This is a genomic window from Salinarchaeum sp. Harcht-Bsk1, from assembly GCF_000403645.1.
Taxonomy (GTDB): domain Archaea; phylum Halobacteriota; class Halobacteria; order Halobacteriales; family Salinarchaeaceae; genus Salinarchaeum.
Map to the genome: position 1 here is coordinate 2,761,387 of NC_021313.1, position 24,406 is coordinate 2,785,792.

At 67.5% G+C, this 24,406-nt stretch carries 27 protein-coding genes and 1 tRNA gene; 12 read left to right on the forward strand and 16 right to left on the reverse strand.

Annotated elements, in window-relative coordinates; translation table 11 throughout:
* Positions 1–48: 48 nt before the first annotated feature.
* Positions 49–1,584, reverse strand: coding sequence for a TrkH family potassium uptake protein (locus tag L593_RS12720; protein WP_020447376.1), 1,536 nt, complete (start codon positions 1,582–1,584; stop codon positions 49–51).
* A 98-nt stretch (positions 1,585–1,682) separates the two neighbouring features.
* Here L593_RS12720 and L593_RS12725 point away from each other — a divergent pair, with 98 nt between their 5' ends.
* The 3 genes from L593_RS12725 to L593_RS12735 all read left to right on the forward strand — a co-directional run bounded on the left by L593_RS12725 (position 1,683) and on the right by L593_RS12735 (position 4,996).
* The gene (locus L593_RS12725) at positions 1,683–2,837 is read left to right on the forward strand and encodes a GNAT family N-acetyltransferase (RefSeq protein ID WP_020447377.1); all 1,155 of its coding nucleotides are present in this window, start codon (positions 1,683–1,685) and stop codon (positions 2,835–2,837) included.
* A 296-nt stretch (positions 2,838–3,133) separates the two neighbouring features.
* Complete coding sequence (locus L593_RS12730; RefSeq protein ID WP_049894151.1) at positions 3,134–4,573, forward strand: sulfatase; 1,440 nt, start codon at positions 3,134–3,136, stop codon at positions 4,571–4,573.
* Positions 4,574–4,996, forward strand: coding sequence for a GtrA family protein (locus L593_RS12735; RefSeq protein ID WP_020447379.1), 423 nt, complete (start codon positions 4,574–4,576; stop codon positions 4,994–4,996). It abuts the gene before it with no gap.
* A gap of 129 nt (positions 4,997–5,125) precedes the next feature.
* Here the strand turns inward: L593_RS12735 and L593_RS12740 are convergent, their stop codons facing one another.
* The 3 genes from L593_RS12740 to L593_RS12750 form a co-directional block, all read right to left on the reverse strand.
* Entirely contained in the window at positions 5,126–6,145 is a 1,020-nt protein-coding gene (locus L593_RS12740; protein ID WP_020447380.1) for an NADP-dependent oxidoreductase, read from the reverse strand.
* Positions 6,146–6,228: 83 nt separating this feature from the next.
* Positions 6,229–7,176, reverse strand: coding sequence for a D-2-hydroxyacid dehydrogenase (locus L593_RS12745; RefSeq protein ID WP_020447381.1), 948 nt, complete (start codon positions 7,174–7,176; stop codon positions 6,229–6,231).
* Positions 7,177–7,269: 93 nt separating this feature from the next.
* The gene (locus L593_RS12750; protein WP_020447382.1) at positions 7,270–8,061 is read right to left on the reverse strand and encodes a creatininase family protein; all 792 of its coding nucleotides are present in this window, start codon (positions 8,059–8,061) and stop codon (positions 7,270–7,272) included.
* Between the two features lie 106 nt (positions 8,062–8,167).
* Between L593_RS12750 and L593_RS12755 the strand changes: the two genes are divergently transcribed.
* A complete protein-coding gene (locus tag L593_RS12755) occupies positions 8,168–9,214 on the forward strand; it encodes a PfkB family carbohydrate kinase (protein ID WP_020447383.1) in 1,047 nt (348 codons plus the stop codon).
* 94 nt (positions 9,215–9,308) lie between these two features.
* On the opposite strand, the gene deoC is transcribed toward L593_RS12755, so the two are convergent.
* Positions 9,309–9,998, reverse strand: coding sequence for a deoxyribose-phosphate aldolase (deoC, locus tag L593_RS12760; RefSeq protein ID WP_020447384.1), 690 nt, complete (start codon positions 9,996–9,998; stop codon positions 9,309–9,311).
* 342 nt (positions 9,999–10,340) lie between these two features.
* Positions 10,341–10,481: transfer RNA gene (locus L593_RS12765), tRNA-Met, on the reverse strand.
* Positions 10,482–10,617: 136 nt separating this feature from the next.
* Between L593_RS12765 and L593_RS12770 the strand changes: the two genes are divergently transcribed.
* Positions 10,618–11,904 (forward strand): hypothetical protein, encoded by a 1,287-nt coding sequence (locus L593_RS12770; RefSeq protein WP_020447385.1) that lies wholly within the window; start codon positions 10,618–10,620, stop codon positions 11,902–11,904.
* 134 nt (positions 11,905–12,038) lie between these two features.
* Here the strand turns inward: L593_RS12770 and L593_RS12775 are convergent, their stop codons facing one another.
* On the reverse strand, positions 12,039–12,521 hold the full coding sequence (locus tag L593_RS12775) for a DUF5830 family protein (protein ID WP_020447386.1): 483 nt from the start codon (positions 12,519–12,521) through the stop codon (positions 12,039–12,041).
* 116 nt (positions 12,522–12,637) lie between these two features.
* On the opposite strand from L593_RS12775, the gene L593_RS12780 reads away from it, so the two are divergent.
* Positions 12,638–13,303, forward strand: a complete 666-nt coding sequence (locus L593_RS12780; protein WP_020447387.1) for a TVP38/TMEM64 family protein — start codon at positions 12,638–12,640, stop codon at positions 13,301–13,303.
* 33 nt (positions 13,304–13,336) lie between these two features.
* Here L593_RS12780 and L593_RS16105 read toward each other — a convergent pair whose 3' ends face one another.
* Positions 13,337–13,489, reverse strand: coding sequence for an HVO_2523 family zinc finger protein (locus tag L593_RS16105; protein ID WP_020447388.1), 153 nt, complete (start codon positions 13,487–13,489; stop codon positions 13,337–13,339).
* A 171-nt stretch (positions 13,490–13,660) separates the two neighbouring features.
* Between L593_RS16105 and L593_RS12785 the strand changes: the two genes are divergently transcribed.
* Complete coding sequence (locus L593_RS12785) at positions 13,661–14,050, forward strand: 30S ribosomal protein S6e (RefSeq protein WP_020447389.1); 390 nt, start codon at positions 13,661–13,663, stop codon at positions 14,048–14,050.
* 167 nt (positions 14,051–14,217) lie between these two features.
* Here L593_RS12785 and L593_RS12790 read toward each other — a convergent pair whose 3' ends face one another.
* From L593_RS12790 to L593_RS12810, 5 genes are all read right to left on the reverse strand, one after another.
* Positions 14,218–14,823, reverse strand: a complete 606-nt coding sequence (locus L593_RS12790; protein WP_020447390.1) for a hypothetical protein — start codon at positions 14,821–14,823, stop codon at positions 14,218–14,220.
* Positions 14,824–14,883: 60 nt separating this feature from the next.
* On the reverse strand, positions 14,884–15,315 hold the full coding sequence (locus L593_RS12795; RefSeq protein ID WP_020447391.1) for a DUF123 domain-containing protein: 432 nt from the start codon (positions 15,313–15,315) through the stop codon (positions 14,884–14,886).
* A 16-nt stretch (positions 15,316–15,331) separates the two neighbouring features.
* A complete protein-coding gene (locus L593_RS12800) occupies positions 15,332–16,609 on the reverse strand; it encodes a glutamate-1-semialdehyde 2,1-aminomutase (RefSeq protein ID WP_020447392.1) in 1,278 nt (425 codons plus the stop codon).
* 107 nt (positions 16,610–16,716) lie between these two features.
* Entirely contained in the window at positions 16,717–17,496 is a 780-nt protein-coding gene (locus tag L593_RS12805; protein WP_020447393.1) for an RNA methyltransferase, read from the reverse strand.
* Between the two features lies 1 nt (position 17,497).
* The gene (locus L593_RS12810) at positions 17,498–18,019 is read right to left on the reverse strand and encodes a hypothetical protein (RefSeq protein WP_020447394.1); all 522 of its coding nucleotides are present in this window, start codon (positions 18,017–18,019) and stop codon (positions 17,498–17,500) included.
* A 155-nt stretch (positions 18,020–18,174) separates the two neighbouring features.
* On the opposite strand from L593_RS12810, the gene folP reads away from it, so the two are divergent.
* The 3 genes from folP (at position 18,175) to L593_RS12825 (ending at position 21,314) form a co-directional block, all read left to right on the forward strand.
* Positions 18,175–19,377, forward strand: a complete 1,203-nt coding sequence (gene folP / locus L593_RS12815; protein ID WP_049894153.1) for a dihydropteroate synthase — start codon at positions 18,175–18,177, stop codon at positions 19,375–19,377.
* 132 nt (positions 19,378–19,509) lie between these two features.
* Positions 19,510–20,190 (forward strand): 6-hydroxymethylpterin diphosphokinase MptE-like protein, encoded by a 681-nt coding sequence (locus L593_RS12820; protein ID WP_020447396.1) that lies wholly within the window; start codon positions 19,510–19,512, stop codon positions 20,188–20,190.
* Between the two features lie 71 nt (positions 20,191–20,261).
* A complete protein-coding gene (locus L593_RS12825) occupies positions 20,262–21,314 on the forward strand; it encodes a S66 peptidase family protein (RefSeq protein WP_020447397.1) in 1,053 nt (350 codons plus the stop codon).
* Between the two features lie 171 nt (positions 21,315–21,485).
* On the opposite strand, the gene L593_RS12835 is transcribed toward L593_RS12825, so the two are convergent.
* From L593_RS12835 to L593_RS12845, 3 genes are all read right to left on the reverse strand, one after another.
* Complete coding sequence (locus L593_RS12835) at positions 21,486–22,097, reverse strand: protein sorting system archaetidylserine decarboxylase (RefSeq protein ID WP_020447399.1); 612 nt, start codon at positions 22,095–22,097, stop codon at positions 21,486–21,488.
* Positions 22,098–22,191: 94 nt separating this feature from the next.
* Positions 22,192–22,776 (reverse strand): CoA pyrophosphatase, encoded by a 585-nt coding sequence (locus L593_RS12840; RefSeq protein WP_020447400.1) that lies wholly within the window; start codon positions 22,774–22,776, stop codon positions 22,192–22,194.
* Between the two features lie 91 nt (positions 22,777–22,867).
* Positions 22,868–23,320 (reverse strand): hypothetical protein, encoded by a 453-nt coding sequence (locus L593_RS12845; RefSeq protein ID WP_020447401.1) that lies wholly within the window; start codon positions 23,318–23,320, stop codon positions 22,868–22,870.
* 131 nt (positions 23,321–23,451) lie between these two features.
* Here L593_RS12845 and L593_RS12850 point away from each other — a divergent pair, with 131 nt between their 5' ends.
* Together L593_RS12850 and L593_RS12855 are read left to right on the forward strand one after the other, a co-directional pair.
* Positions 23,452–23,868 carry a type IV pilin gene (locus L593_RS12850; RefSeq protein ID WP_081638714.1) on the forward strand — a complete coding sequence of 139 codons (417 nt, stop codon included), beginning with the start codon at positions 23,452–23,454 and terminating at the stop codon, positions 23,866–23,868.
* A 53-nt stretch (positions 23,869–23,921) separates the two neighbouring features.
* Complete coding sequence (locus tag L593_RS12855; RefSeq protein WP_020447403.1) at positions 23,922–24,386, forward strand: type IV pilin; 465 nt, start codon at positions 23,922–23,924, stop codon at positions 24,384–24,386.
* The last annotated feature ends 20 nt before the right edge of the window (positions 24,387–24,406 follow it).

Sequence of the window (24,406 nt, forward strand, 5' to 3'; positions counted from 1 at the left end):
GTTTCCCCGTACTGGGTTTCTCTCTCGGCCTTCGACGGCGTCGCAACGTCACTCGTACAGTCCGCCCCAGGAGAACATCCCTCGCAGGAAGACGAGGACGGGAATGATCTCGAGGCGGCCGATCCACATGTTCAGGAGGAACACGAGCTTCGCCGGCGTCGGCATTCCTGGGCCGGTGATCCCGGACGAGAGGCCGACGTTGCCCTGTGCACTCGCCACCTCGAAGACGACGTTCTCGAGGGTGAACTGTCCGCCGTCGACCGTGAGCAACAGCACGTAGATGCCGATACCCAGGAAGACGACCCAGAGGAAGGAGACGATCGCTGCCTCCTCGATCTCGCGAGCAGTCTCGGTCTCGCGAAGCCGGCGGTCTCCGATAGAAAGCCGCCGGACGGCAGTGCTCGGGATCCAGATGCCAGCGATCCTGTGGCGCGTTCCCTGGACGAGCATAATCAGGCGGATGATCTTGATGCCGCCGACGGTCGACCCCGCGGCCCCGCCGATCGTCATCGCACCGGCGACAGTGAGCTGAGAGGCCGGAGACCACTCCGTCCCGAGCGAGCCGGCCGTCTGGAATCCCGTACACGAGAGGGCAGAGACGAACTGGAAGAGTCCGAATCGCGCGGTTTCCCGGAGGCCGTCGTACGGTCCGCCATCGAGGAGTAAGGCCGTCAGGAAGATCGTTCCGGCTGCGTACAGCCCGAGGAGCCACCGCGTCTGTGGGTCCCGGTAGACGTTCCGGAGTTCGCCCTGGAACATGAGGTAGTGGATCGGGAACGCGATGCTCCCTGCGATCATGATCGGCACGAGCGTCAGGTCGATGACGGCGCTGTCGTAGCTCCCGATACTCGCGTCGGTGACGCTGAACCCGCCGGTCGAGATCCCCGTCATACCGTGGTTGATGGCTTCCCAGAGCGGCATCCCGGCTGTCCACAGGAGCACGATTGCACTGACGGTGAACAGCAGGAAAATCCACCAGATCGTCCGCACGGTCGAGACCACGCTGGGGTGGATCTTTCGCGAGCGGGCCTCGCTCTCGTAGAGCGTCAGTGACCCGCTACCGGGACGGGCGAGCACGGCAGTCGTGAGGACGATCACGCCGACGCCACCGATCCACTCCGTCGTCGAACGCCACCACTGCAACGTCGCGGGGAGGGCGGGCTCGCGTTGGGTCATCGTGAGGCCGGTTCCAGTGAACCCACTCATGCTCTCGAAGAGTGCGTTCAGCGGATTCCGGAACGCTGCGAGCGTCTCGCTGCCGGCTGGGGCGGCTAGCATGGGCGGATCGAGGGCGACGGTCCAGGCGATCAGGTAGAACGGGAGGGCTCCAAGCAACGCGACGAGGAACCACCCCGCGGCCGCGATCACCATCGCGTGACGCTTCCCGGGATCGTTCGCGTCTGCGAAGGTCCTCGCGAGTCCCGTTCCCACTGCGAGCGGGAGGAGACAGGACGCTGCGACGGCTGGCAGCACGTAGAATTCCCGCCAGATAACCGCGATCGGGGCAGTTCCCGCGACGAGCACGGACAGCACCTGAAGGATTCGGCCCAGGTCGCGGCCGATCGTCGCGAGACTCTCCCTCATTCAGGACGGGCTTGTCCGTAGCAAGCCAATAGTGTACCGACTCGAACCGTATAGTAGCACTACCAAAGGCCCCACGGCGCGCAGCGGCGGGCAAGAGGATGAGTCAGACGTCTCCCGAGGGGCAGGCCGCGGAGTACTCGATCAGGCCCTACGAGTCCGGGGACGCCGATCGGTTCCTGTCCCTCTACGAGACCGTGTGGGGAACGACGAAGTCGCGGGCGTGGTTCGACTGGCGATTCGCGGCGAACCCCCGCTCCGATGGGATCGAGATGATCGTGGCCGAGGCCGACGGGCAGCTCGTCGGGGCGGAGCCGCTGCTCCCGTATCGACTTCGCGCTGGCGACGAGGTGCTCGACGCCTACCAGCCCGTGGACTGGATCGTGCACCCGGAGTACCGCCGCCAAGGCATTTTCAGCGCGATGACGGAGTCCCTCCTCTCGTCGGTGGGGGCCGACGCCGACCTCCTGTTCAACTTCCCGAACGAGCAGCTACTTCCCGGCATCCAGAAGTTCGACTGGCAGGCGATCGCCACGGCCACGTGTCGGTATCGCGTCCAGGATCCCGCCGCCGTCGCCATGCGCGAGGCGACCGGGTCTCGGTCCACGCCGTCCCTGTTCGCCACTGCAGCCTCGCCGATCGTTCGGGGCGGACTCCGCATGTGCGATCGGTTCGCCCCAGCACACGCCGACGTCTCCATCAGTCGCGTTCGGGGCGTCCCCGTCGAGACGGTCTCGGAGCGCTACGACGCGTCAGTTCCGCCGAAGCTCCACGTTCCCAGGGATCGCGCGTACCTCGAGTGGCGGTTCGCCAACCCTCGCTGGGAGACGACGACGTACGTCGCGCGGCGTGACGGGGGCGTCGTGACGACCGCAGTCGTCGCCTCCGAATCGGTCGATGGATCGCAACTCGTCCGCGTGCTCGACGTACAGCCGATGACCGAGGCGGTGGGTGACGCGGAGGCGTTCGAAGCGATCGTTCGGGCGGTCGTGACCGATAACCCCGACGCGAGCGTCCTCAAAGCACCGACGGGACTCTTCCCGGGCGTGCTCCGTCGAAGCGGATTCCTTCGGGACGACTCCTTCCCGCTCTCCCGGTTCTCGGCCGCGACGTACCACGCGGTGCGACCCCTCGACGACGCGTTCGAACCGGCGGCAGCGAGCACGGACGACGGTGCTGGTCACCGGGGCGACGCGCTCGATCTGACCGATCCGGACGACTGGCTCCTGGCACTCGGCGATCACGACGTCGCCTGAGGTCGTTTGGGGGCGCGATCACGCTCCGCTGCGGCGAAGTGGAACCGTGACCCGCTGGTCTGGGCGCTGAGACCCACATTCTCTTGGTATCTCGCCTCCTACTGAGTCCCGACGAGGATGCCGTAACACCAATACCCCTCGCTTTCCCTTCCCTAGTACGTGCAGACGAGGCGGTTGCCACGGAGCGGGAATGGATCGCGGGATTCAGGAGGGACGATCACTCACGATCCCCACGGCACCCCAGCCGGCCCCCGCTGGGCTCGGGCTCCTCCATGCGACGCGGGCACACGACGACAATGACCGATACACCACCCGTTTCGAACGTGCTGCTGGTCACAGTGGACTCGCTCCGGGCCGACGCGCTCGGCGCGTACGATCCCGACCGGCGAACGCCGATCATGGACGAGCTGGCAGCCGATGGCACCCTCTTCGAACACGCCTACGCCACCGGCAACTGGACGCCATTCTCCTTCCCCTCGATGCTCGCCTCGCGGCACGTCTTCGAGGGCGACGGCTCGATCGGCGTCGACGCCGGCACGACGCTCGCCTCCGTCCTCTCCGAGGCGGGGTTCGACACGGCCGGGTTCAACGCCGCCAACGGCTTCCTCAGCTCCCACTGGGGCTACGACGCGGGCTTCGACGAGTTCGACTCCTTCGTCGCCAACGTCGGCGACGGGCTCTACGGCCGATACCTCGCCACGCACCCGACGGTCGAGGCCTGGCTCCAGGTCGCGACCGCACCGTTCCGTCGCGTCGGCAAGGTCGTTCGTCGCCAGACCGACGACCGGCCGTTCCTCGACACGGCGCGGATGTTCGACGTCGAACACGCCGCGACCGACTTCCTGGAAGATGCGGGGGAGGACGACGATCCGTTCTTCCTCTGGGTCCACTACATGGACGTCCACACGCCGTACGTCCCGGCGAAGCGGTACGTCAAGGAGGTCACCGACTCCCGCCTCGGCCTCCACCGCAAGCTCCTGGCCCACACCTACACGGGCCTGGGCTGGGAGGTCGGCGACCGGACCCTCGAAGACCTCCGGACGCTCTACCAGGCGACGGTGCGGCAGGTCGACGCGAGCATCGGTCGGCTCCTCGACACTCTTGACGTGGTCGGCCACGCCGACGACACCGCCGTCGTCCTCGCGGGCGACCACGGCGAGGAGTTCCAGGAACACGGTCACCTCTCCCACTACCCGAAGCTCTACGACGAGCTGATGCACGTCCCCTACATCGTCGACGTGCCCGGCGCCGAGTCGCGTCGGATCGAGCAGCAGGTCGGACTCGACACGATCCCCCCGACTGCTGCCGAACTCGTCGGCGTCGAGGGACACCCCGACTGGCGCGGCACCTCGCTCGTCCCGACGATCCTCGACGGCGAGACGCCGCCGAACGAGCCGGTGATCTCGGTGACGGTTCGCGGGGAGACGGTCACCACGCAACCCATCCCTCGGACGCTCGACGACGGCGACCTCCTCGTGAGCGTCCGTGACGGCCCCTGGACCTACATCGAGAACGTGGAAACCGGGGAGACGGAGCTCTACGACAGGCGCGCGGATCCCACCCAGCAGACGAACCTCGCGGACGATCCGACGCCGGAGCAGCGGGACGTGATCGATCGGCTCGCCTCGATCGCGGAGGCCCACGTCACCACGCTCGGTGACGGCGGGGACGCTGCCGGTGACGACGAGGTCGACGACGCGGTCGAGGCACGGCTCACGGCACTCGGATACCAGTAGATGCTACGGTCCTTCCTGCGGAATCTACTCAGCGGCCCGATCGCGCCGCAACTCCGCAAGTTCGTCGCGGTCGGCGTGGTCGCCGCCGGACTCCAGCTCGTCTTGCTGTGGCTGTTCGTCGACGCCGGCGGCCTCCACTACCTGCTGGGTGCGGTCGTCGCGATCGAGTGTACCATCGTCTTCCAGTACGTCCTCAACAATCGCTGGACGTTCCGTTCCGATCGCAACACCGGAACCCGGGAGTTCCTCGTCGGTCTCGCGCAGACGAACGTCGTTCGCGGCACCGCGATTCCCATCCAGATCGGGGTGCTCTACGCGCTGGTCCAGTACCAGGGCGTGCCCTACCTCCTCGCGAACGCCGCCGGAATCCTCGTGAGTGGGGTCTACCGGTACGTCTTCGACGCGCGGTGGACGTGGGGGTAGCGCGGTGGACGTAGGTGGTCACGCGACAGTCGTCCGGGTAACGCGACGGCCGTTCAGGTAGCGACAGACGTCAAGGGAACGCCACAGACGTGAGGGGGTAGCGCTGCGGAGAGCCGTTTCCCGCGATCCTCAGGCGTCTGGCCCGGACACCTGCACCACCTGCTTCCCGATGTTCTCGCCGGCGAAGAGACCGAGGAACGCCTCCGGTGCGCGATCGAGTCCCTCCACGACGGTCTCGCGGTGCTCGATCTGCCCGCTCGCGACCCACTCCGCGAGTTGCTCGCTCGCTTCCCGGAATCGCCCCGAGAAGTCACCGACGAGGAACCCCTCCACGCTGGCACGCGGCGCGATGAGCATCGGTAGTTTCCGTGGCCCCATCGGCACCTCCTCGTCGTTGTAGTGGGCGATCTGCCCGCAGACCGCGACGCTCGCGTCGAGATTCAGTTTCGTGAAGACGGCGTCCGTGATCGGCCCGCCGACGTTGTCGAAGTACACGTCGACGCCGTCGGGTGCGGCGTCCTCGAGCGCTGCGCGGTAGTCGTCGGTCGCTTCGTAGTTGATCGCGGCGTCGAAGCCGAGGTCCTCCGTGAGCCAGTCGGTCTTCTCGTCGCTGCCGGCAAAGCCGACGACGTGACAGCCGTTCAGCGTCGCGATCTGACCGACGACCGAGCCGACGGCTCCCGCGGCCCCAGAGACCACGACGGTGTCGCCCGGCTTCGGGTCGCCGACCTCGAGGAGGCCGAAGTACGCCGTCCGCCCGGGCATTCCGAGCGCGCCGAGGTATGCCGGCGGGTCAGCCACCCGCGGATCCACCGGCGCGACCTCGTGGGCGTCGAGGAGGCTGTGCTCGGCCCATGCGCCCTCGCCCGTGACGAGGTCGCCGGTCTCGAAGCGATCGTGCTCGCTCTCGACGACTTCGCCGACGACGATGCCTTGCAGCACGTCGCCGACCTCCCACGGCTCCGCGTAGGATTCGCTGTCGCGCATTCGACCGCGCATGTAGGGATCGACCGACAGATAGCGGACCTCGACCAGTAGCTGGCCGGGGTCGGGGTCGGGAACCTCGTGATCGCGGAGGTCGAAACAGTCCAGATCCGGTTCACCCTCGGGGCGCGCTGCGAAGTACCAGGCGCGGCTCGTCGCTGCCATGGAGGCACCCAGGAGCGCCGGGGAGAAGGTACTTGGGACCGCGGCGGCCGCTCGGTGGGGCCGACTGCGTTCCGTCGATCCGCTCAGACGACGCGGTTCGTCAGCGCCTCGCCGGCCTGCAGCGCCGCCCAGTTCTCGACGACGAGCGCGGCGTTGCGGTCGGTAAGGAACTGCGACGTTCCGGAGACGTGGGGCGTCACGACGACGTCGTCCATCGTCCAGAGCGGCGAGTCTTCCGGCAGGGGTTCCTCCGCGAACGCGTCAAGTGCGGCGCCGCCCAGTTCGTCGGCCTCAAGGGCGTCGACCAGGGCGTCCTCGTCCACGATCTCGCCGCGAGCGATGTTCACGAGCACGGCCTCGTCGTCCAGCGCTGCGAGTTCTGCCTCGCCGATCATGCCCTCGGTCTCGTCGGTGAGCGGGCAGGCGATCACGAGGTAGTCCGAGCGATCGAGGACCACGTCGAGGTCCTGGGCCCCATAGAGTTCGTCGACGCCGTCGCCACCGGTCGTCGGATCTCGCTTGGTGCCGATCGTCGTCGCACCGAACGCGCCGAGTCGCTCTGCGACGCGGCTGCCGATCGCGCCGACGCCCACGATTCCGATCGTCTTGTCGGAGATCTCCTCGCCGTCGTGGCGCTCCCACGTGCGGCTGGGCTGGCGTCGAAGGTCCGCGAGGATCCCGCGCTCGAAGAGGAACGCGTAGCAGACGACCTGCTCGGCGATCGGCTCTGCGTGGATCCCCGACGCGTTGGTGACGCGGACGCCGGCCGACTCGGCCGCGTCGAGGTCGAAGTGGTCGACGCCGGCGGAGAGCACGTGGATCCACTCGAGGTCGTCCGCTCGCTCGATCCACTCCGGGCCGAACTCCCAGGTGACGACGCCCTCGACGTCGTCCAGCAGCGTCTCGGTCTCGGATTCGTCCGCTGCCACGGCGATCGGCAGGTCCGGCGCTTGCGCTCGAAGCTCCGCGCTGAGTTCGTCGGCCGCTTCCGCTGGTACCTGGTGGGGGAGCAGCACTCGGGGGTCGGTCACAGCAGCCGTTCCAGTCGTCGGTCACTAATCCTTTCGCTGGCGGCGATCGAGCACGCTCGGCCCTCGATCAGTCCTCGTCGGCTCGACGGAGGACTACGACGGATCGCTCCGCTCGCGAACGTGCGGTTTCGGCGTGAGATCCTCGAAGTCCTGCTCGTCGAGCCATTCACAGAGGTGGACCAGTTGGTCGGTCGCCGCCTCGAACAGCGTCTCGCCTTTCGCTGCCGACGCGTCGGTCTGGTCGCCGAAGGCGCCGTTCTCGCTGTTTTCCGCCGCGTCGTAGAACGTCCGGGCACCGAACTTCCGGCCGTGCGCCCGGCCGAGATTCGTGAGCCCACCGTCACGGGCCTCTTCGATGCGGTCGTCGTGGACGAGGTCCCCGGCGAGGTGCTGGATCAGCGCCGTCTCCTTCGGGCCGGCGTGGGGCCCGTTCACCGCGAACAGGTCGTCGACGAGGTCCGGGATGCTCTCGTCCCACATCCACTCGATAGCGTAGACGAGCTCCTCGTTGCGGAGTTTCCGACCGACTTCCCGCAGGTGCTCGACGTTCCCGCCGTGCGCGTTGACGTAGATCACCCGATCGACGCCCTGGTAGGCGAGGTTCCGCGTGAACGACTCGACGTAGTCTCTGAACGCTTGCGGGTCCACCGACGCGGTTCCCGTGAACTGCCGGTGGTGCGTACTCACGCCGACGTTGATCGTCGGCGTGCAGAGGAGCCCTGTCCGCTCGGCGGCCTCGCGGGCGAACCCCTCCGCGATCAGGTGGTCCGTCGCGAGCGGGAGGTGCGGGCCGTGCTGTTCGGTCGATCCCAGCGGAACGATTGCGAGCGAATGCGCTTCGAAGTAGCTGCCGAGGTCCGGCCAGGCTTCGTCGCCCAGGTACATACGGCTATCCTGATGGGTGATCGGCTTGAATCTGTGGCCGACCCCGCCTTTGTAGGGGTGCTATCGGCTGGAGCCTCGTAACTGTCCCCCGTTGACCACCGGTTCTATGTACGCCGGCGTGCCTCTTTCCGAGGAGATGGCCTACGCCCGGTTGATCGACCGACTCGAAGCCCCCGCGTCGCCGACCGTCACGACCCTCCCGGATGGCAGCGTCGATCACTTCTGCAGCCTCGCCGATTCCGTCGGGCCGTCCACGCACACTCGCGAGGCGTTCAGTCGAGCGATCACCGGGGATCGATCCTCCTTTCGACTCGACGTCGAGTCGGTCGAATCCGGCGGCCAGTCCGTCAATGCCGCGCTGCAGCTACACGCACTCGGAAGCGCCGTCACCGCGTACGGCCACTTCGATGCGGAGATATTCACGTCGCTCCCCTTCGAGACCGTCTCGATGGGGACGCCGGCGGACGTCTACGTGCTCTCCTTCGACGACAGGGACCTCATGCTCGTCAGCGATGGCGACGTGGGTGACTGGACGCTCGAGCGTCTGGAATCGGTCACCGACCTCGACGCCGCGTTCGACGCCGATGCCATCTGCTGTAGCAACTGGGCCGGCGTGCCCGGCCTGGAGGACGCTTTTCACCGGCTGGGGGACGCGACGTTCCCACGTCGACCATTCGTCTTCGACCCCGGCGACGTCGTCGGGTGCGCTCCCGGGGAACTCGAATCCATGTGTGCCGCCCTCTCGGCCCTCCAGGAGACGTTCGACGTGGTCTTCAACGCCAATAGAGAGGAGATTCGCGCGACTGCGTCGATTCTGCCTGGCTCCCTCGAGGACGACGGTGAGCGGCTGCTCGCGATCAGGGAGGAACTGGGAATCACGGCAGCGGTCATGCACGCGAAGAAGGAGGCCGCCACCGCGACGGCCGATGGACTGTGCACCCTCCCGAATCTCCAGGTCGACCGGCCCACGAGACAGGCAGGCGGTGGCGATCGATTCTCCGGTGGCCTCGGGTACGCCCTCGCCCGTGGGTGGGACTGGGAGACGGCGACCGCCTGCGGAAACGCATGCGCATCTTACTACGTCGAGTCAGGGACGACAGGCGACCCCGAGGAGCTGATCGCGTTCCTCTCGGATCGGTCGCTGCGAGCGTAGCCAGTAGCCCGACGCTGGATGCAGCTATCGGGACTCACGCGGGCACGACAGCAGGGTGGCCATCACTGGCAGGCTGGGCTATGCACACGGCGACCTACTCCGTCGCTCGATACTCCCGGCTCGACTCGACGATCTCGACCCCGGACGAGGCCCCGATGCGGGTTGCTCCCGCTTCGACCATCTCCAGAACTTCCTCGAAGGAGCTGATTCCACCGGAGGCTTTCACGCCCGTCTCCGGATCCACGCCCCGTCGAATCGCCTCCACCTCGGCCGGATCTGTCGGTCCGTCGTAGCCGACGGCGGTCTTGACGTAGTCCGCGCCGCCGGCCTCGACGAGTTCGGCAGCTTCGGTCGTCTCTTCGGCCGACAGTGCTGGCGACTCGACGATGCACTTCAGCGTCGCGTCGCCGACGGCGTCTCTGACCGCCTCCACGTCCTCGACGACTGCGTTGGCGTCCCCGTTCGCGAACGCCGTCCTGTTCATCACCATATCGAACTCGTCGACGAACTCCGCAATCGCTCGGCACTCGGCCCGCTTGGCTTCCGAATTCTGGATCCCGTAGGGGAACCCGACGACTGCGGCGACGTTCGCCTCGTCGCCGACCATCTCGTGGGCGAGTTCCGCGTGGTAGGGGACGACGACCGCGGAGCAGAATCCGTACTCGAGGACTTCCTCGCAGAGCTGGCGAATGTCTGCCCGCGTCGCGGCGGGATCGACGTTCGTGTGATCGACGAGGGAGGCGACCCGTTCGGGGTTCTCCTGGAGGGCAGTTGCCGAGAGCATAACTCAATCCGAACGGTGCGAGGGGCAAAGGTTCACTGGTCGTGCGAGTCGCTCGCTCCCGCTGGTCACTCGCGTGGAACCTTCGGGCCGGATGCCCTCCCCGGGCACGACCGAACGCAACACACCTCGCTGTCGCTCGGCGGTTGCGTAGGAACAGTGCCCGAGGAGGGCTGTCGAACCACGGAAATGCATCGCTCCGCTCGCATTTCCTGCCCTGCACTCGCTGGACGGCTCGCGCCTTCGCCGCTCGCGTCGCTCGTGCAGGACCTACGGGTTCTCGCCGACTCCGGGCACTGCTTCCGGTGTCGTCACTCACTGGCGTTCGTTCCTTGCGGAAAGCAGTGCCCGGGGAGGGCTTCGAACCCTCGATCTCCGCATGTCCCAGGTTCGAGGCTCGGCAGTCCCCGTTTCGGACATGCGAACTCCGCACCGAAGCTCGGAACCCTATGAGTGCGGCGCTATGTCCAGCTAAGCCACCCGGGCTCGCTCTGGGTTTCTCCGCTGGTGGTCTTAAGCCCTCTCATCTCGGGCAGCCGCGAGGCGGGTGCCCACGCCGCCCTCGGCGCTTTGGGCCGGGATCGCCTCGGGGTTTTAAGCCACCGGGCTGCGAGGCGGTGATATGGACGTTCCTGGCATCGTCGAGGAGGCGCTCGACGGCGAGGAGGTCGCCGCCACCGTCGACCTCGGCGGGGACGACGCGCTGTTCGTCACGCCGACGCGAACGCTGATCTATCGCAGCGAAGGACTGCTCAGCGACGAATCGGTCGAAGCCTACAGTCACAACGCCGAATCGCTCTCCCTTTCGGAGGGCCGACGCAAGACGCGCATCACGCTCGAACATCCGATCGAGGGAACCGAGGAGTTCACGCTGCCTTCGAGTGCAGCCGACGCCGCGATCCCGTCGATCCTGGCCGGGGTCCTCCGATCGAATGACGTCATCGGCGAGGGCGAGTCCGTCGTCGACTCGTACCTCTTCTCGGAGTTGACCCTCGTGATCACGGACGATCGCCTGGTCAAACACGTCGGCGGGATGCTCTGGGACCTGGAGTTCGAGGAGTATCCCTTCGCCGACGTCACAGCGGTCTACGCCGAGAAGGGAAGCGTCGCGACGCAGCTCATCATCGAGGTCGACGGCCGGGCGGAGCGGATCAAGACCCCCAGCGACCGCTCGCGGGAGGTCCGGGAGACGCTGGAGGACGCCCTCCGGCGCTTCCACGGCCTTCGCCCCGAGGAGGACCTGAACGACGCGCTCGCGCCCGCCGAACCCGAGCGGACCGACGCCGAGGAGGAGTCGGACGCGGAGGCGTCCACGGAGTCCAGCGGCGGGATGGACTTTGGCGAGGGTGTCGAGCCGCTCAGTGCGGGCGATACCACGCAGGACGGCCGGAACCCCGATCCGCGGGATCTGGAAGACGGGTCGTCCTCCGCGCCGTCCGAGCCGGCGCCCGCTGCGTCCGAATCCGATGGCGCGGACCGAGCGCCGGCGGAGCCGGACGAGCGAGCTCCGGAACCGGACGATGCGACGCCGGAAGGGGCGGCGACCGAACCGACGACAGACGCGGCGTCGAACGAGACTACACAGACTGACGTGACGGCCACGGCGGATGCGGGAGCGGCGGGAGAACCGGAATCGCCCGGTTCCGACGCCAGTGATTCTCCCACCGACGCCGGAACGGGGTCCTCGTCGGCGACCTCGCCGTCCGCTTCGCAGCCGACTTCCTCCGGCGCTCAGCAACCGGACGCCGAATTCCAGGACGCTGGCTTCGAACCGGCGACCGATCCGACGGAAGAACTGGCCGAGGAGGTCGCAGAGCTGCGCGCCGCAGTACAGAAGCAGAACAAGTTGCTCACGCGCCAGCACAAGACGATCGAGAAGCTCGTCGAGGAGCTCCGTCGCGGGCGATAGTCGGTTCCGTTTTCGAGCCGGTGGACTTCCGTCGGGTCGCCATTGTCCAGTCACACCCACCCGGTCACATTTGTCCGGTCACGCTCGACCAGCCACTGTCGTCGGGCCGCTCTCGTCCAGTCACACCCGCCCAGTCACTCCCGTCCGGTTACTTTGCGCACGCACGAAGAGCCGAAGGCGCCGATCTCGCTGTCCTCGAGTTTGATGAAGTGTCCCTCGGTGATCGACGCGCCACAGCGCTGGCAGTCGAACTCGCCTTCCCGAACGACGACCTCCGACTCGAAGCGCACGAACGCGTCACCAGCGGGCCGGACGACGTCGTCGTCGCGCTCGATCGCGCCCCTGTCTTCGGCCTCTCGGAGAATCTGACGCTGCAGCGCGGGATCGGTGGTCACGAGTTCGATCCGGTCCATCGCGTCGGCGACGGACAGTTCAGCGTGCTCAAGGCGCTTGAGCAGTGCGACGCCGAGCTCGACTGGATCTGCGGCATCGTCTGGACCCCCAGCTCGACTCGGATTTCCCGCTCGGTCCGGATCTCCCGCTCGATTCGAATTCCCCACTCGGTCCGGAGCTCCGATTCCGTCCGGCTCGTCCGTTCCGTCCCGATTCCCCACCATGCCTCGCTCCTCGAACGCCGGGGGCTAATCGCTTGCGCCGACGGCCCCGGTTCCGGTCGGCCGTCGTCCGCACCGAAGGGGAAACGTTCACTTCACTGGCCGGCGGTCCACCTGACGTGCACCGCGGCTGGCGGACGCTCACGCTCGCCTTCGTCGTCGCGAGCGTGTCGCTCGCGGCGCTGCTCCACTCACCGGATCGCCTGCTCGGTGTCGCGGAGGGAGCGGCGGCCGATCCATTGCTGTTCGCAGCCGTGGTCCTGGGACTCTACCTCCTCCGGCCACTCGTCCTCTGGCCCCCGACCCTCGTCGCGGTCGTCGTCGGGTACGGCTACGGCGTGGTGGTCGGCCTGCCGGTTGCACTCGCCGGGGCTATCGTCACCTCTGTCGGACCGTTCTACCTCGCACGGTGGCTCGGGACCGACGCGCCGGGTGCCGATCGCGTCGGGTCGATCGCCGAGGAGTACCTCGTCACCACCGGACCGGTCCGTGGCGTCACCGCCGCTCGCCTCGCCCCGATTCCCGCCGACGCGGTGACGGTCGCCGCCTCGCTCGCCGGCGTTCGATTCCGGGACTTCGCCAAAGGGGTGCTGGTCGGCGAGACGCCGTGGTCGCTCGCGGCCGTCGCGGTCGGTGCGTCACTCGCCACGCTCTCGGCGGAGGGTGCGACCGCCGGCGGGTTCAGACTCGCCGCGCTCACCACGCTCGCGGCCATCGCCGTGCTCGCTGGCCCTGCCTACAGACGATACGGGCACCGGGTCAGCGTGCCACTCGGTGGGCAGTAGCCCGCGCTGGGCGATCGCGTGCCCGTCGACGGATCAATAGAAGGTGTCCGCGCAGTCGTAGACGACGCCGTGCCGGGGACAGACGTACTTGCAGTGGCGGTGGTACATCGTCTCGCCGCAGGAGGGACACGGACGGCCGTCGGGCCGGGTGACCTCCTCGGCCGTCGGTTCGGTACTGGTGCCCATACTACGAACATCGCTTCTTGCAGGCTTAGGCGCTCGCCAGCCTCGGTGAAAGTGAACGTCGGACCGGGCGTCGTGGTATGCTTGGGAGGCGACCCCGCGTCCAGCACCGGCTCCCGGGGTCCACGACGGCGTTCCGACGTACTTTTGAATCGGCCCCGACTTTTCACGCCCATGGCACCCTTTCAGGTCGTCGTTTCCGACCCCGACTCCGGTCGGACCTTCCAGCGGGAAGTCGACGGACAGGACGCGAACCGATTCGCCTCTCGCGCACTCGGCGACGAGGTCGACGGCGACGCCGTCGGTCTCGACGGCTACACGATCGAACTGACCGGCGGCTCCGACGACGCGGGTCGCCCGCTCCGCGCGGACGTCGACGGCCCGGACCTGAAGGAGGTCCTCCTCACCGGCGGCGTCGGCTTCGAACCCGAGCGCGACGGCGAGCGCAAGCGCGTCACCGTCCGTGGCCGCGAGATCAGCGACGCCGTCGCTCAGATCAACGCCAAAATCGTCGAGTCCGGCGACACCGACCTCGACGAGCTCCTCGGCGAGGACGACGAGTAACGACGGCCGATCTGCGGCACGGTTCTCTCTTCGAGATTTCCCACGGTGGAGCGGTTGCACTGGGGACATCCTCACACTGTTCACTCCGCCGAGGCGTCGCTGCGAGGGTGCTCGTCGGGCGCCTCGGTGTATAAACCCTGAAACAGGGACCGACGCCGCCCCGATAATCAGCTCTCGCGGTAGCGCCCGGGCAGGTACGCGACGATCGAGCGCGGCGTCAGTGCGATCACCTGCTCGACGACGTCGGCGAGCCACTTGCGCAGCACCGCGTAGGTGATGCCGACGAGCATCGCCGCGATCACGAGCCAGTTCACCGGCTCTCCCGTCAGAACGAGCAGCGGGAGGGCGAGCAGTCCGGTCATCGCGAGGTCGCCCGGCGAACCGTCGTACTGGATCAGGCGGCGGGGCGCCCGCCACTCGTCGTTGTAGTGGTCGTACACGCCGCGCTCGGAGCGCTCCGCCCAGGGCCGGAGTTCGAGGCTCCCGCCGAACTCGTCCATCCGGCAGTGGAGTGCGGCCCCGGCGAAGAGGTAGGCGAGTCCCACCGTCGCGCCCATCGGGACTGCCAGCGCGAGGATCGCCGCGACGCTAGTGAGGGGCAGGTAGTACACCGGGAAGTGGAGGGTCCGGCGGTGCCCGGCGTACATGTCGAGGTCGGGCAGGACGCTCCCAGCTGCCGCACCGGCGAACGCTGCCGGCGCTAACTCGGGGGCGATCGTCGCGATGGGGAGGGCGATCGCGAGCCCGGCGAGGACGTGCGTGGGCAGCATCATCGTGTACGAATACAGGGTCGGAGGCCTCCTAATGGTTCCGCAGGACTCTGTGACGTGGTTTCACGCCTCGCGATTCGCCGGCCCGAGGTCGTGCACGTCGGCGATCGCGTCGGCGAGCGTGGCTCGCTCGTCGGCGCCCACGAGGTGCGTAGCGCACTCGCAATCGGAAGCGCCGAACGCCGCGACCTGGTCGCCGGGCAGATCGGCTGCGATCGCACACTCTCGATCGGCACCGGGCGTGGTCCAGACGGCGTCGATGGTGGTCCCCGGGTGGCCCAGGAGGTAGTCGACGTGCCAGTGCCGCACGTCCCGTTCCCCTGCGGCCATCTCGCGGTGACGATCGACCCGCGAGAATCCGCCCGGCCCGAGCGCGCTCCCGGTGTAGGCGTACCAGCGGTGATCGAAGGTGATCTCCCCGAGAGCGCCGACCTCGATTCGCCGCCGGCCGTCGAGGGCGACGAGTAGGGTGTAGGTGCCGCCCTGTGGAGTCATCGAATCTGTCGCCGTTTCAGATCGTGGCCTCGTAGGCCGCGAGCGTCTCCTCGACGTCCTCCTCGGTGTGGGCGTAGGTGACGAACTGCGATTCGTACTGGTTCTGGCTCAGGAGGACGCCCTTCTCGAGCATCGCGGGCCGGAACACGCGTCGCCAGCGGTCGGTCTCGCCGGCCTTGACGTCCGCGGCGTTCCGCACTGGCCCCTGGCCCTCTCGGGTGAAGTGGACCTTGAAGATGCCGTCGACGCCGGCGACCTCGTAGCCCGGTGCTCGCTCCGCGACGATTTCTTCGAGGCCGTCACGGAGCCGTTGACCGAGCCGACTGACGTGGTCGTGCACGTCGTGCTCGGCGGCGTACCGCAGGGATTCGAGCCCCGCCGCCATCGTGACGGGGTGGCCCGAGAAGGTGCCGGCCTGGAACACGTCGCCGCTGGGGGTGAACCCCTCGACGATCCCGGCGGGCCCGCCGATCGCACCGACGGGGAAGCCGCCGCCGATCAGCTTGCCGAAGGTCGTGAGGTCGGGCTCGATGCCGTACTTGCCTTGCGCACACTGGAGCCCGCCGACGCGGAAGCCAGTGATCACCTCGTCCCAGATCAGGAGCGCGCCGTGATCCTCGGTGAGGTCCCGGACGGTCTCGTGGTACCCCTCGACCGGCTCGACGATGCCGTAGTTCGCGAGGATCGGCTCGATCAGGACCGCCGCGATCTCGTCGCCGTGGGCCTCGAAGACGTCGGCGATCGCCGCTTCGTCGTTGAACGGCACCGGGATCGTGTGCTGTGCGAAGCTCTTCGGGATGCCGGGGCTGGATGGCTGGACGTGGTCGCCCTCGCCCTCGACGAGCGTGGACTCCTGGGCACCGTGGTAGCCGCCCTGCATGACCACGACCTTGTCGCGGCCGGTGTGCCCGCGAGCGAGGCGGAGCGCGGAGACCGTGGCTTCCGTGCCGGAGTTCACGAAGCGGAGCATCTCGACGCTCGGGACGTGCCGTGCGACGAACTCCGCGTGCTCGACCTCGATCTCCGTCGGGACGCCGTAGATCGGTCCGTTGCTGGCGTGGGACTGGATCGCCGCGCTCACCGGCTCGGGGGTGTCGTGGCCGTAGAGCAGCGGTCCGAGGCCCATCAGCCAGTCGACGTACCGGTTGCCGTCGGCGTCGATCACGTGGCCGCCGTCGCCAGACTCGGCGAAGATCGGGTACGGCTCGGTGGCACCCCGGACCGTCGAGTTGACGCCGCCGGGCATGACGGAGAGGGCCCGGTCGTACAGCTCCCGCGAACGCTCGTGATTCATACCCGGGGCTTGGTGGGCGGGGGTAAAGTCGTCTCTGGAATGGGACGCGCTCAGGGGGTTCCGGTCGCGAACGGGCGTCGCTGGCACCGGGACGAATCGCGTGGTGGTTACTCCTCTCGTGCTTCCTCGGGCGGATCCGCGAACTGCGCGCCGCGGCGAAAGATTCCCGTGAGCGTGCTCGCCTCCCGGTTCGTCGGATGTGCGCGGCCGATCAACCGCCTGAACATCCGGCCGGCCTTCGGGCGCTTCTCTTTCGGGTGGCCGTTCGACGCGAGGAAGTCCTCGAAGTGATCGTAGAGGCGTTCGATCTCGCCTTCGGCTGCACGGTCGTGGTCGGGGTCGGGAAGCTGGGTCTCGTCCATCGCGAGCCCCCGGAGTTCGTACAGCGAGATCGTCGCTGCCTGGCCGAGGTTGAGGACCGGGTAGTCGGCGCTCGCGGGGATCGCGCAGATCCGGTCGATGCGGGAGAGTTCCTCGTTCGTCAGTCCGTTGTCCTCCCTCCCGAAGACGAAGCAGACCGGCGCGTCCACGTCGGTAAGCTCCTCGGCGAGTTCGGCCGGCGTCGCGAACGGATACCGGACGTGGCTGGTCGCGTTCTCGTTCGTCGTCGCGGTGAACCCGACGGTGTAGTAGTGCTCGATCAGGTCCTCGAAGCTCGGCCGCTCGTGATCCGGGAGAATGTCCTCGCGCGCCTGCCCGGCGAAGCCGTACGCCTCGCCCTCGGGATCGAGTTCTGGCGCGTCGATCAACAACAGCTCCGAGAAGCCGAAGTTCTTCATCGCTCGCGCGATCGTTCCGACGTTCCCGGGCGTCTGGGGATCGACGACCGCAACAGCCGGTGCTCCGGCACCGCCCTCGCCCGACGAGGCAGCCTGCCGATCGGACATCTCAGTTCGAGGGGTAGTCCTGGTCGAGGTCGACGTCCGTCAGGTCGATCCGATCGGTGACCTCCCAGCGCTCGGCGCGTTCCTCCGCATCGGGGACGCTCGGCGTCGGAACCTCGAGGGGATCCGTGTCCACGTGTTCGATGCCCTCGAAGTCCTCGGGCGCGCGGCCGCCGTCGTCGAACCACTCGAAGAAGGCGTCCTGGAACTCCTCCGTTCCCCGATACTGTTTGCCGCCTTCCTCGCGGTACCAGTAGACGAGGTCGCGCTCGTGCTCGCGGCAGACGATGACTTCGGCGGAGAGTTCGCCGTAGACCGCTTCCGCGACGTTGCACTCGGAGATGTTCTCGTCGCCGTGGACGAGCCAGCAGGCGTCACACGGCGACGCGACGAGTTCGGCGAGACGGACGAGCCGGTCGCGCGCGTCCTCGTCCATCTCGTCGAGCGGCAGGAACTCACCGTCCTCGTCGAAGACGGCGTCCTCCTCGAAGCGCCACCCCCGAAGTCCCACACTCACCTTGGCCATGTCCAGCAGGTAGCTCCCGAGCGCCTATAGCGTCTGCGAAGCCGTCCGAGGCGAGGTCACGCACCTGCCGGTGTCGACGCGTCCTCACGTCGTCGACGGGCCCAGTCACGTGCCGGAATCGGTCGCCATTAAAGTGACCCAGCCCTTGCAAGGGTATGCGAAGCGTGGATGCTGCGGGGCTGTCGATCGGCACCGGCCACCCCCCGCGCATCATGGGCGTCCTGAACGTCAGCGAGGAGTCGCCCTACGATCCGAGCGTCTACGACGACCCAGGCGAGGCCGCTACTTACGTGGACGAGGAGTTGATCGGGGAGGGCGCGGACATCGTGGACGTCGGCCTCGAGAGCGCGAACAAGCGCTACGACGTCCTCTCCACCGAGGAGGAACTGGATCGCCTCGACGTCGCCGTCGAGGCGATGGAATCCACGAGCGGCGACGCCGTCTTCTCGATCGAGACCCGCTACGCCGAGGTCGCGGAAGCCGCGATCGATCGCGGCTTCGACGTCGTGAACGACATCTGCGGGTTCGCCGATCCCCGAATGCCCGATGTGTGTGCAGAGTACGACGTCGCCGTCGCGAAGATGGCGAGTCCACCGGACCTCGAACGACCCGGTGCAGTCGACGACACCGACTGGGCCGAGAGGCGCTCACAGGAGTGGTTCGAGCAGTCCGACTACGTCGATCGGGTGTACGAGGCGCTCAAGCAGAACGGCCTGACGGACAAGACGATCGTCGATCCTGCCTTCGGTGGCTGGAGCGAGCGCAAGACGCTCCGCGACGACCGGGAGACGTTCCGCCGACTCCGCGAGTTCCGCGCGCTCGGCCGGCCGATCCTCGTCTCGATCAACCGGAAGAACTTCCTCCGGACGATCGCCGATCGATCAACCGAGGACGCACTGCCCGTCAGTCTGGCCGCGACCGCCATGGCGATCGAACGCGGTGCCGACGTGATACGAACGCACGACGTCGCCGAGACGAGCGACGCCGCGAAGATCGCCGACGCGTTCGACGACGATCCGGCGACCGCCGCGGCTGGCGACGTGACGGTCGCCCGTCTCGACGTTCGGACGGAACGCGAGGCACGCCGATACCTGGACGAAGCCGACGGCGACCTCGCTCTCGGACCTGCCGCGGTGTGCACGGTGCTCGCGATCGAGGGACTCGACTCGTCGGCGCGAACCCTGCTCGAAACCGAGGCACGGTCGGCGGATGTGCTGATGACTGGCGATCGTCAGACGCTCGTGGGCGGGTCTTATCAGGAAATATCTGCTTTGTCGGCGAGAATCGCAGACAGCGACGGGCTCGAACGCCTTTCAAAGGCGATACAGGCACTTCCTACCCTAAGAGAAAACTTATGACGGATGCCATGCAACCCTCGGATGCACGCCGGGAGGGCGCTCGGGTAGGGGTACACGATCGCCATTCCGGCCCGCGACAGCGGTTTCCTGGGGACCAACTGCTCAGTAGCCACTGGTAGGCTGTGATTTCACGTGGACTACGAGACCTGGGAACCGTTCTACGACGCGATTCTCGCCGACTTCGGCTACGACCGGGCGGGCGACGAGGCCGCTCGGGACTGGCTCGCACAGCGCGTCGATCGGTTCGAACTCGATTCGCTACGCCTCGGCGGAACCGTGGCGATCGCTGGCGCTGCACCCTCGCTGGAAGCAGACCTCGCCGTCGCTCGCGGCGCCGATGCGGTCGTGGCCGCCTCCGACGCCGGCGTCAGACTCGCAGCGGCTGGACTCGTCCCCGACCTCGTCGTCACCGACCTCGATGGCGATCCCGAGGGGACGATCGGTCTTGCCGAGGACGGCGTCCCTGTCGCGGTGCACGCTCACGGCGACAATCGGTCCGCGCTCGAGCGCTACGTTCCGCGCTTCCCGACGGAACGACTCCTCGGCACGACGCAGGCCGAGCCAGTCGACCCGCTCGTCAACTACGGCGGCTTCACCGACGGCGACCGTGCCGCGTTCCTCGCGGACGCGGTCGGGGCGGATCGGCTGATCTTCCCTGGCTGGGACTTCGATGCGGCCGAGGGTCCGAAGGTGGAGAAACTCTCGTGGGCAGGGGTGCTCCTCCACTGGCTGGAACGCCACCGCGGAGCGCGGTTCGAACTCTTGGACGGCCGGCGAACGGACATCGACCTCTCCGGCTTTCCAGCGCCCTGAGGGCGACCACGATCGTCACACGTTCACACGGTGGCAGAACCACTATCTGTCGAGACCGAGCAGCCCGTAGTATGCCGGAGTTCGTCACGCCTCCGCCGCTGGAGCGAGGCGACCGCGTCGCGATCGTCGCACCGTCGTCAGGCATCGCAGCCGCCTACCCGCACGTCTACGAACTCGGTCTGGAGCGACTCCGGACCGTCTTCGACCTCGAGCCAGTCGAGTACCCGACCGCGACGAAGGACGACGAGTACCTCGCCGCCCATCCCGCGGAACGGGCTGGAGACGTCGTGGACGCCTTCCGGGATCCGGAGATCGGCGGCGTCGTAACGACGATCGGGGGCTCGGACCAGCTACGGATCCTCGAGCACCTGGATCCCGCGGTGTTGCGCGAGCATCCCACCCGCTTCTACGGCATCAGCGACAACGCGAACCTCACGAGCTACCTCTGGAACGAGGGCGTCGTCTCCTACTACGGCGGGTCGGTCATGACCACGCTCGCGATGCAGGGATCGATGAGCGAGTACAGCGTCGAGTACCTGGAGCGAGCGTTCTTCGAGGAGTCGATCGGGGAGATCGAGCCAGCCGACCGTTTCACCGACCAGGACCTCGACTGGGCCGACCCGGACACGCTGGACCAGCGTCGCGAGTTCGAGGACAATCCTGGCTGGCGGTGGGCTGGCGGTGACGAGCCAGCGGACGGACGCGTATGGGGTGGCTGTCTCGACGTGTTAGTTCCGTTCCTGGCAGCCGATCGCTACGCGCCCGAGGCGAGCGACCTCGAGGGGTGCGTCCTCCTCCTGGAGCCGTCCGAGGAACTGCCGAGTGCAGAAGAGGTACGGATGGCGCTGCTCGCGATGGGTGAGCGCGGGATTCTCGACGCGATCGACGGCGTGCTCGTCGGTCGTGCGAAAGCCCGGTCCCCGTGGGAGCGACCGGGACCCGAAGAGCGGGCTGCGTACCGCGAGCGCCAGCGCGAGACGATCGAGACGATCGTCGGCGAGTACAACCCCGAGGCGCCGATCGTCTTCGACGTCGAGGTCGGTCACACGGCGCCGACGGTCCCGGTCCCGATCGGTGGCCGCGCCGTCGTCGATCCCGTCGACGAGCGGATCACGTTCCCGTAGATCGAGCAGGTGGACTGGTCGTCGTCCCGGTCGGTCGTCCACGCACCCGCGTCGGCCGAGCCGGGCCCGTCGCTCAGGGGATAGCGGCGTTCGCCGCTGGATCCGACTTGAACCTGTTCCGAACTGTCCACTTCCGGCGGCGCTGGAATCGACTTCCGAACTCGGCCGTGGCTACTCGATGCTGTCGGACTCGACCAGTACCGTCTCGCCGGCCCGGACCGACTCGCCGTGCTCGACTGCCAGGTCTGCCTCCTCGATGCCCGGTGGAAACAGGACGTCGACGCGGCTCCCGAAGGAGATATGCCCGATCCGCTCACCGCGTTCGAGGTCCTCGCCTGCCTCGACGTAGGGATGGATCCGGCGGGCGAAGGCCCCGGCGATGAGCGTCACCGTCATCGGACCGTGGTCGGTCTCGACCGCGAGGATCTGGCGCTCGTTACGGTCGGACTCTTTCGAGAACGCCGGCCTGTGGCCGCCGGGCTGGTGCTCGGAACTGGTCACGGTCCCGGACAGCGGCGAGCGATTCACGTGGACGTCGTGGACGTTCATGAACGTGCCCACGAGGAGTCTGCCCTCCTCGTTCCGAATCACGGATATCTTGCCGTCGGCAGGCGCGAGGACGCCGTCTTCGGGGATCGACCGATTGGGATCCCGATGAAACCAGACCGCTGCGACGCCTGCGGCGCCGAGCACGGCCGTCACGACCGGGTGGATCAACAGCGCGACCGCGCCGGCGGCGACGAGCGTCAGGCCGTACCGAAACCCACCAGGTGCGACGTTCATTGACTGGTAGTAAGCGACCCGACCCAAACAGGTTGCGGGTTTGCAGTGGACTCCCAGTACGGTGTCGATGCCGGGTCGATGCCACGGGAGCGACTCACCCGACGTCGCTCCGTGAGCGGACCGGTGCGCGCCAGTCGGTCGTCAGTTCGAGGAGGTCGACGAGGATGCGACCGGTCGCGCCCCAGACGGTGTAGCCGTCGACGTGGAAGTAGTGGACGACGACCTCGCCGTAGGTCGGGTGGTCGCGCGTCTCGAACTCGTAGTTGGCCGGATCGGTGAGGTCGGCGACCGACAGGATCGCGACCTCGATGGCCTCGACGCCGTCCGGTGCGTACTCCCGGTCGGGGACCATTCCCACGAACGGCGAGACGGCGTAGTCGGTGACCGTCCGGATCGCGTCGAGACGCCCGAGGATCCGCGCCTCTTCGGGGTCGAGGCCGATCTCTTCGTCTGCCTCGCGGATCGCGGTCGCCTGGAGGTCGACGTCCTCGGGCTCCGCTCCACCGCCGGGGAAACTCATCTGGCCGGGGTGTTCGCCGAGGTCCTCCGAGCGCTTGATGAACAGCAACGAGTGGCCGTCGTCGCGCTCGATCACGGGGGCGAGCACGGCGGCGTCCCGCGGCTGGTCCCGAATGACGGTGGGATCACATCCGACGACCGCGGACAGGTCCAGCCGCATGGCCCGGCGTAGGCGAGCCACGACTTAGCGTTTGGCGGTCGGCGACAGTTTGTCCTCGGGAGCCGCCGGCCGTCCGCCGGTCGGCAGCCGATCACTCCTCGCGCGCGGCGTCGAGGCGCTCTCTGGCGTCGTCCAGATCGACCGGTCCCCAGGACTCGACCTCGTAACTTCGATCCAGCAGGTCGGCACAGGCCTCGTCGTCCCCTGCGTCGATCGCGGCGTCGACCTCCCGCTCGAAGCGTTCGGCGACGGCCGCAGCGACTGCGTCGCGATCGACGTCGCGCCGCTCGAGGTCGAGAATGTGTGGGAGGTCCTCGGCGCCGTCCGGTAGCGTTGGGAAGGCAGCGGGCCCGGGAACGAGCCGGCCGTCGTGCTCGACGAGCGCGTATGCGTCGACGGCGTCGTCGATGGCCGCCTGTACTGCAGCCTCGTCGAACTCCTCCCCACGCCGGAACGCCGTCTCCGAGCAGGCCCGCTCGAGTTCGGCCCGGTCTAGCGCGCCGAACGCGTCGACCATCCCGGCGAGCTCGTCGTGCCCGAACATACCCGCACGTCTCGGGCACGTGGGATGAATCCAGCGCTCGGCGCGGTCGAAGCCCCGTTCACGGAGCAGGCCGACTCCTTCCGGTGCTCCCACCACGAAACATTAGTACCCCCGCTACATTGTCCCGGTCGATGCGCCGTAATCGATTCCGACCGGGCGACGACGCCGTCTCTCCTGTCGTGGGCGTCGTCTTACTCGTCGGAATCGCCGTCATGCTGATGACGACCGTCGGCGTGTTCGTGCTCGGGTTTGGACCGGGGGAGCAGCCGCCCGAATCCGACATGCAGTTTCATCAGGAGTCCGGTGAAGTCGTCATTAGCGTGGTGCGACCCGCTGGGCTCTCCGAACAGGACGTGGTCGTAACCGTCGAGAACAGTGGAGACTGTGCTTGGACCGGCACCGGAGCGTTGCAGAAAGCTGAAACTGTAACAATCAGCAATAGCACTCCTAACTGTCCCACTATCAACCAGGGGGACACGATCAGGGTAATTTGGGAAGCGGAGGGCGGCGGACGGACGGCCATCATCGGTGAGTACGAAGTCATCTAAACGCCGGGTCGGCCACGACTGATATATGGCAGGCGTGGCTACCCTCGACCGTGATGGAGCTCCGCGCCCTGTACCGCGAGGACGACGCCGTCTCCTCCGTGCTGGGCGTCGTGTTGATGGTGGCCGTGACGATCGTCCTCGCCGCCGTGATCGGGACGTTCGTCCTCGGCATCGGGAGCGATCTGACCGATAGCAGTCCGAACGCTCAGTGGGAGTTCAGCGAGAATCTCGACGGCAATGGCACCTCGGGCAGCGTCGTCGTGCTGCACGGCGGCGGCGACGACGTGAAGAAATCGACGCTCGAGGTCACCGTCGGCGGAACCACCGTGTTCGAGGACGGGAGCGACGCCTCCGGGAACGGCTACAATGTGAATGACAACTGGGGGGATCCGATCACGACGGGCGATCGGCTTCGGATCGAAGAAAACACGGCCCAGCTCAGCCAGGGGCAGGCGGTGCGGATCATCTGGAGCAGCGGCGACTCCTCGGCGATCCTCGCCGACGAGCAACTCGGCTGACGGGCGGGAACCCTTTTTGC

Bases quoted from the DNA above. Each gene is read 5' to 3' on its own strand.
- L593_RS12720 (WP_020447376.1), bottom strand. From the start codon at position 1,584: ATGAGGGAGAGTCTCGCGACGATCGGCCGCGACCTGGGCCGAATCCTT.
- L593_RS12725 (WP_020447377.1), top strand. From the start codon at position 1,683: ATGAGTCAGACGTCTCCCGAGGGGCAGGCCGCGGAGTACTCGATCAGG.
- L593_RS12730 (WP_049894151.1), top strand. From the start codon at position 3,134: ATGACCGATACACCACCCGTTTCGAACGTGCTGCTGGTCACAGTGGAC.
- L593_RS12735 (WP_020447379.1), top strand. From the start codon at position 4,574: ATGCTACGGTCCTTCCTGCGGAATCTACTCAGCGGCCCGATCGCGCCG.
- L593_RS12740 (WP_020447380.1), bottom strand. From the start codon at position 6,145: ATGGCAGCGACGAGCCGCGCCTGGTACTTCGCAGCGCGCCCCGAGGGT.
- L593_RS12750 (WP_020447382.1), bottom strand. From the start codon at position 8,061: ATGTACCTGGGCGACGAAGCCTGGCCGGACCTCGGCAGCTACTTCGAA.
- L593_RS12755 (WP_020447383.1), top strand. From the start codon at position 8,168: ATGTACGCCGGCGTGCCTCTTTCCGAGGAGATGGCCTACGCCCGGTTG.
- deoC (WP_020447384.1), bottom strand. From the start codon at position 9,998: ATGCTCTCGGCAACTGCCCTCCAGGAGAACCCCGAACGGGTCGCCTCC.
- L593_RS12770 (WP_020447385.1), top strand. From the start codon at position 10,618: ATGGACGTTCCTGGCATCGTCGAGGAGGCGCTCGACGGCGAGGAGGTC.
- L593_RS12775 (WP_020447386.1), bottom strand. From the start codon at position 12,521: ATGGTGGGGAATCGGGACGGAACGGACGAGCCGGACGGAATCGGAGCT.
- L593_RS16105 (WP_020447388.1), bottom strand. From the start codon at position 13,489: ATGGGCACCAGTACCGAACCGACGGCCGAGGAGGTCACCCGGCCCGAC.
- L593_RS12785 (WP_020447389.1), top strand. From the start codon at position 13,661: ATGGCACCCTTTCAGGTCGTCGTTTCCGACCCCGACTCCGGTCGGACC.
- L593_RS12790 (WP_020447390.1), bottom strand. From the start codon at position 14,823: ATGATGCTGCCCACGCACGTCCTCGCCGGGCTCGCGATCGCCCTCCCC.
- L593_RS12795 (WP_020447391.1), bottom strand. From the start codon at position 15,315: ATGACTCCACAGGGCGGCACCTACACCCTACTCGTCGCCCTCGACGGC.
- L593_RS12800 (WP_020447392.1), bottom strand. From the start codon at position 16,609: ATGAATCACGAGCGTTCGCGGGAGCTGTACGACCGGGCCCTCTCCGTC.
- L593_RS12805 (WP_020447393.1), bottom strand. From the start codon at position 17,496: ATGTCCGATCGGCAGGCTGCCTCGTCGGGCGAGGGCGGTGCCGGAGCA.
- L593_RS12810 (WP_020447394.1), bottom strand. From the start codon at position 18,019: ATGGCCAAGGTGAGTGTGGGACTTCGGGGGTGGCGCTTCGAGGAGGAC.
- folP (WP_049894153.1), top strand. From the start codon at position 18,175: ATGCGAAGCGTGGATGCTGCGGGGCTGTCGATCGGCACCGGCCACCCC.
- L593_RS12825 (WP_020447397.1), top strand. From the start codon at position 20,262: ATGCCGGAGTTCGTCACGCCTCCGCCGCTGGAGCGAGGCGACCGCGTC.
- L593_RS12835 (WP_020447399.1), bottom strand. From the start codon at position 22,097: ATGAACGTCGCACCTGGTGGGTTTCGGTACGGCCTGACGCTCGTCGCC.
- L593_RS12840 (WP_020447400.1), bottom strand. From the start codon at position 22,776: ATGCGGCTGGACCTGTCCGCGGTCGTCGGATGTGATCCCACCGTCATT.
- L593_RS12845 (WP_020447401.1), bottom strand. From the start codon at position 23,320: ATGTTCGGGCACGACGAGCTCGCCGGGATGGTCGACGCGTTCGGCGCG.
- L593_RS12850 (WP_081638714.1), top strand. From the start codon at position 23,452: ATGCGCCGTAATCGATTCCGACCGGGCGACGACGCCGTCTCTCCTGTC.
- L593_RS12855 (WP_020447403.1), top strand. From the start codon at position 23,922: ATGGAGCTCCGCGCCCTGTACCGCGAGGACGACGCCGTCTCCTCCGTG.